The following is a 5,855-nucleotide window of genomic DNA, read 5'->3' on the forward strand; positions in this document are numbered from 1 at the left end:
GTCCGCACCACGATCGAGGAACTGGACCGCGCGCTGGGTGGCGGTCTGGTGCCGGCGTCCGTCGTGTTGGTGGGCGGCGATCCGGGCATCGGCAAATCGACCCTGCTGTTGCAGGCCACCTGCCGGCTGGCGGCCGCCGGACGCCGCGTGCTCTATATCTCGGGCGAAGAGGCCGTGGACCAGATCCGCATGCGCGCGCGGCGGCTGGGGCTGGACGCGCCGACGCTCGACGTCGCGGCGGCGATCAACGTCACCGATATCGCGGGCACGCTGGAGGCCGAGACCGACCTGGCGCTGGTGGTCATCGATTCGATCCAGACGATGTGGCTGGACACCGTGGACAGCGCGCCGGGCACGGTCAGCCAGGTGCGCGCGACGGCGTTCGAGCTGATCCGGCTGGCCAAGCAGCGCGGCTTCGCCCTGATCCTGGTCGGACACGTCACCAAGGAAGGCGCGCTGGCGGGACCACGCGTGCTGGAACACATGGTCGACGCGGTGATGTATTTCGAGGGTGATCGCGGCCATCAGTTCCGCATCCTACGCGCGGCGAAAAACCGCTTCGGCGCCACCGACGAGATTGGGGTCTTCGCCATGACCGACCTCGGGCTGGTCGAAGTGCCCAACCCCTCGGCGCTGTTCCTGGCTGAACGACGCGGCAACGTCGCGGGCTCCGCCGTGTTCGCGGGCGTGGAAGGCACGCGCCCGGTACTGGTCGAGGTGCAGGCGCTGCTGTCCCCCAAGGGTGGCGACGGCGCGCCCCGCCGGTCGGTCGTGGGGTGGGACACCGGGCGGCTGAACCTGCTGCTGGCGGTGCTGGAAGCACGCTGCGGGTTGCGGCTGAACACGATGGACGTGTTCCTCAACATCGCGGGCGGACTGCGGGTGGGGGAACCGGCCGCCGATCTTGCCGTTGCGGCTGCATTGGTTTCGGCGGCCACCGGACGTCCCACCAACGCGGGCGCGGTCTATTTCGGCGAGGTGGGGCTCTCGGGCGAGGTGCGGCAGGTGGCGCAGGCCGATGCGCGCCTGAAGGAGGCGCACAAGCTGGGGTTCGGGCAGGCTGTGCTGCCGCGTCGCGTCGCCCGGACCAACGCACCGGCCAAAGCGCCCGACGGGCTCGAACTGCGCGAGATCGGCCATCTGTCGGATCTGGTCGCCATGTTCGGTGCCGCCGAAACGGAGGAACGAAAGGGGGCGGAATGATCCGCACAGCGATGGCCGTCGTGACCGTGATGGCCTTGTCCGGGGCGGCCTGTCGACCGGCCCACGCGGCGAGTTTCGACTGCGCCGCCGCCAATACCGCGCGCGAGACACTGGTCTGTTCCGATCAGGATCTGTCCGATCTCGATACGCGCCTCGGCGCGCTGTACCAGCAGCGGCGCGCGCTGCTCGGCCCGCAGGGGGTGCGCGACCTCGCCCGGTCCGAACAAAGCTGGCTCAACGCCTCGAGCACCCTGTGCACATCATTGCCACCGGCGATTCCGGGCGGTCCGGACAACGCCCCGTCACCACGCTCCTGCCTGCAGGATCAGTATCTCCGTCGGCTGGAGCAACTGGCACAGGTCGGCAGGCAGATCGGCCCTTACCGCTTCAATCGTCTCGATCTGTTCAGCGTCACGCCCATTGTCGGCAAGCGGTCCGACGATATGGGCCAGGTGCCGGGCCTCTCGATCGCGCATGTTGCCTGGCCGCAGATCGACGATGCCACGACGGCGTCGGCGATCGCGTGGAACCGGCAGATGACCCGCGCGATCCCGGTGGCGGGCGCGGACGACTGCCACGACCGCGACCTGTCGACCGAGTATGCGATCGGGCTGGCCAACCAGCAGGCGATCAGTGTCGCGTGGTCGAACGACGAATATTGCCACGGGGCCGCGCACGGCCTGTTCTGGGCCGGCGGCGATACGCGCGTCATGCAAGTGCCGCCCCGCGCTCTTGCCCCGGCCGACCTGTTCGGCCCCGGTGACGCATGGAAAGCGCCTCTGCGGCTCCTGCTGTTCCGCAGCGTCTGGGCGCAGGGCTGGCGTCCGACCGATGCGTCGGATGCCGTGCCCGAGGCCGATATTGCTCCGCTCGCCGCTGCGGTGAGTACGATACGCGCGGCTGGGCAGAGCATTCCCGCGCACTGGGAAGCGGGCCTGACAGGCGAGTTTATGAAAAAATTCGTCGACCCTGCCCAATGGTTCCTGACCCCGGATGGCATCGAGGTGCATTTCAGCGCCTATGACGGCGGGTGCCATGCCTGCACACCGGAGCACCCGGCGACCGTCCGCTGGGCGGATCTGAAGCCCTATCTCAAGGCAGGCGCACCCGTTCCCTGACAGGATCGGTTACGGTGCCTGACGCAAAAGGGGCAGCAGCGCGTCGGCACCGTCACGCACATCGCGCCACGTGACGCGGAAATCCTCAAGCGTGCCGTAATACGGGTCCGCCACGTCTTGCCCGGCGCGCCCCGCGACATGATCCAGCAGCAGCGATACACGCGCCGGACTGCCCGCGGGCGCCATGCGACGCAACGCGGCAAGGTGCGAACGGTCGAGCGCCACGATGTGGGTAAACCGCTCGAAATCAGACGGCGTCACCACGCGCGCCTGATACGCGTCGATGGTCAGTCCTGCTTCACGCGCCACGGCACGCGCGCGGCGGTCGGGCGGGTCGCCGATATGCCAGCGACCGGTGCCAGCCGAGTCGACTGTCACGTCCAGCCCCTCACGCGCGCACAGATCGCGCAGGGCGGCTTCGGCCAGAGGGGACCGGCAGATGTTGCCGGTACAGACGAACAGAACCGCTACCATCGCGACCTTTCCATATTACCTTCGGGATGGGGCCGTCCCCGCACATAACCCGCGCGGGGACGGCCCGTTTCCCGAGGGAGCCGCTTGTCAGGCCCCGCTGGCCAGCGTCAGCAGGCGCGTCAGGGTCTGGGCAAACGCCGTCGCATCGCGCGGGGCCTCCCCATCCTGCACGCGCGCCATGTCCAGCAGAACCGAGGCGAAATCGGCGATCGGCTCGCCCTTCGCCACGCGCGCCGCAAGATCGCGCACCAGCGCGTGCGCCGGGTTCAGCTCCAGGATCGGTGCGCTCTCGGGCAGGGCCTGCCCGCTGCGGCGCATCAGACGCGAGAGGGCAAGATCCGGCCCCATGCCCGAGGCCGTCAGGACCACCGCGCTGCTGACCAGTCGGCTGGTGCCGCGCACCTCGGACACGCTGTCGCCCAGCGCCTCTTTCAGGGCCGGGATCAGCGCGTCCAGATCGGCCTTGTCGGTCGCGTCCTCGCCCTCGGCCGGGAACGCGTCCAGATCGGCCACACCCTGCGTCACGCTCTTGAGGGGTTTCTCCTCGAACGTGCCCAGACGATCCGGCCAGAACGAATCGACCGGATCGCTCAGCAGCAACACCTCGAGCCCCCGGGCCCTGAAGCCCTCGAGCTGCGGTGACGTGGCGATCGTGTCCGCATTGTCGCCGGTCAGGAAATAGATCGCCTGCTGCTCGGGCTTCATCCGCGCGACATAATCGGCCAGCGTCGTCAGCCCCTCGCCATGGGTCGAGCGGAAGCGGGCGAATTTGGCGATGTCGGCGCGATGTTCGGAATCGTCCCACAGCCCTTCCTTCACGACGGCTCCGAAATTGCTCCAGAAGCCATCGAAGGAGTCGGCCTCTTTCGCGCGGTCGCGCAGTTCGTTGATGACGCGGCGCGTGACGGCCTTGCGGATACGCGCCAGAACCGGCGTCGACTGCAACATCTCGCGCGAGACGTTGAGCGGCAGATCCTCGGTGTCCACCACGCCCTGCACGAAGCGCAGCCAGGACGGCAGCAGGTTCGCCTCGTCGGTGATGAACATGCGGCGGACATGCAGGTGCACACGGCTTTCGCGCGTCTGCTCCATCATCTCGAACGGCTTGCTGCCCGGCACGAACAGCAGGGCGGAGAACTCCGTCATGCCCTCGGCGTGCCAGTGCAGCGTCGCCCATGGCGTATCGAAATTATGCGTCACATGGCGGTAGAAATCGTTCAGCTGCTCGTCGGTGATTTCCGAACGCGGCTTGCGCCACAGGGCCGTTCCTTCGTTGGCCGGCTTGTCCTCGCCGTCCTGATGGACCGTGATCGGCCACGTAATGTGGTCGGCCCACTTGCGAATGATCGAGGTCAGACGCCACGGTTCCAGAAACTCGTCCGCGTCTTCCTTGATGTGCAGCGTGATGTCGGTGCCCGGTGTCGACCGGCTGTCGGGCGTCAGCGTGAAGCTGCCCTTGCCGTCGGACGACCATCGCCATGCCTCGTCGGAACCGGCGCGGCGCGAGACGACATCCACACGGTCCGCCACCATGAACGCCGCGTAGAAGCCCACGCCGAACTGTCCGATCAGACTTGGCTTGTCTTCCGGCTTTGCATTCTCAAGCTGCTGACCAAAGGCGCGCGTGCCCGAGCGCGCGATGGTGCCCAGATTGCGCGCCAGCTCGTCCTTGCTCATGCCCACGCCGTCGTCGCTGAGGGTCAGCAGGCGGGCGTCCTTGTCGGGGTTGATGCGGATGCCCGCATTGTCCGGCAGCGCGCGCGCGCCGTCGGTCAGGGCCTCGAAACGGCGGCGGTCGGTCGCGTCGGCGGCATTGGCGACGAGTTCGCGCAGGAAGATCTCGCGCTCGGAATACAGCGCATGGACCACCAGGTCGAGCAGACGGCCGACCTCGGCGCTGAAGTCATGCTGCTCGGCACCCGTCTGGGTGGGCTCGGTCACGGGGTCGGACATGGAACGGGTTTTCTCCTTGACACTTCAGACACATACTCTCCGGCGCACCTCCGCCGGGCATCACGCGAATATGTAGGCGACCTGGCGGTTTTTCAACCGCACCCCGGCCATGCCCCGTTACGGTGCCGGGACGGATTGCGGTCCCTCGGCGGGGAAGATCGCGATGTGCGCCACGCCGTCGCGCCCGATCCAGCCGCGATACATGCCGTCGGTGTTGAACGGCATGGCGATATCGCCCTTCGCATCCAGCACGATCGCGCCGCCGTTGCCGCCAAGGGCGGGGATTTCGTGATTGATCACGTCCTGCGCGGCGGTGTTCAGGGACTGGTGCATCATGGTCACGCGCAGGCAGACCTCGTGCGCCGCAACCGTGCGGATATAGAATTCGCCCCACCCGGTGCCCGACATCGCGCAGCCGGCATTGGCGTAGGTCCCGGCGCCGATCAGCGGCGAATCGCCGACGCGCCCCCACATCTTGTCCGTCAGGCCACCGGTCGAGGTGCCCGCCGCCAGATGGCCCTGCGTGTCCAGCGCCACGGCGCCCACAGTGCCGAAATGCCGGTCCAGCGGCAGCGCCGCGTGCTGATGGGACTGGTCGCCGGCGGGCGCGGCGCGGTCGTCGTGAAGGGCCTTCTGCAACTGGTCCCACCGATACTGGGTCCAAAAATACGACGTGTCGACCAGCGGGATGTTCTGGCTACGGGCGAAGTCCTCGGCCCCCTGCCCGACCAGCAGCACGTGCGGGGAATGTTCCATGACCGCGCGCGCCAAGGTGATGGGATTACGCACATGCCGCACGCCCGCCACCGCGCCCGCCTGCAACGTCGCGCCGTCCATCATCGCGGCGTCCATCTCATTATGGCCGTTATGCGTGAAGACCGCGCCGCGACCGGCGTTGAAGTGGGGGTCGTTCTCCAGAACCCGGATCGCCGCCTCCACCGCATCGCGCGCCGGCTGTCCGGCGGTCAGGGCCGCGTAACCGGCCTGAAGCGCCTTGGCCAGCGCCGCGCGAACCGCCGCCTGCCGCTCGGGCGACATATCCGCCTTGATCACGCCCGCGCCCCCGTGAATCACGATGACCGGCGTCACCGTCCCGACTGGCGCGGG

Annotated in this window: 5 protein-coding genes; 2 read left to right on the top strand and 3 right to left on the bottom strand. The window is 68.1% G+C overall.

All coding sequences use genetic code 11. The features are described 5' to 3' along the window. Positions 1 to 1,203 (top strand): DNA repair protein RadA (gene radA, locus HUK82_RS13825; protein WP_176614516.1); only part of this gene is annotated, 1,203 nt, incomplete at its 5' end. Beyond that, positions 1,200 to 2,321 carry a lysozyme inhibitor LprI family protein gene (locus tag HUK82_RS13830; RefSeq protein ID WP_176614517.1) on the top strand — a complete coding sequence of 374 codons (1,122 nt, stop codon included), beginning with the start codon at positions 1,200 to 1,202 and terminating at the stop codon, positions 2,319 to 2,321. The genes radA and HUK82_RS13830, both read left to right, overlap by 4 nt. A 9-nt stretch (positions 2,322 to 2,330) precedes the next feature. On the opposite strand, the gene HUK82_RS13835 is transcribed toward HUK82_RS13830, so the two are convergent. The 3 genes from HUK82_RS13835 to HUK82_RS13845 form a co-directional block, all read right to left on the bottom strand. Continuing rightward, positions 2,331 to 2,795: a low molecular weight protein-tyrosine-phosphatase gene (locus HUK82_RS13835; protein WP_176614518.1), complete on the bottom strand. Its 465-nt coding sequence runs from the start codon at positions 2,793 to 2,795 to the stop codon at positions 2,331 to 2,333. 87 nt (positions 2,796 to 2,882) lie between these two features. Further along, positions 2,883 to 4,748 (bottom strand): molecular chaperone HtpG, encoded by a 1,866-nt coding sequence (gene htpG / locus HUK82_RS13840; RefSeq protein ID WP_176614519.1) that lies wholly within the window; start codon positions 4,746 to 4,748, stop codon positions 2,883 to 2,885. Positions 4,749 to 4,865: 117 nt separating this feature from the next. After that, positions 4,866 to 5,837 carry an isoaspartyl peptidase/L-asparaginase family protein gene (locus HUK82_RS13845; protein ID WP_317134861.1) on the bottom strand — a complete coding sequence of 324 codons (972 nt, stop codon included), beginning with the start codon at positions 5,835 to 5,837 and terminating at the stop codon, positions 4,866 to 4,868. Between the last annotated feature and the right edge of the window lie 18 nt (positions 5,838 to 5,855).

The organism is Ameyamaea chiangmaiensis, assembly GCF_013376175.1.
Taxonomy (GTDB): domain Bacteria; phylum Pseudomonadota; class Alphaproteobacteria; order Acetobacterales; family Acetobacteraceae; genus Ameyamaea; species Ameyamaea chiangmaiensis.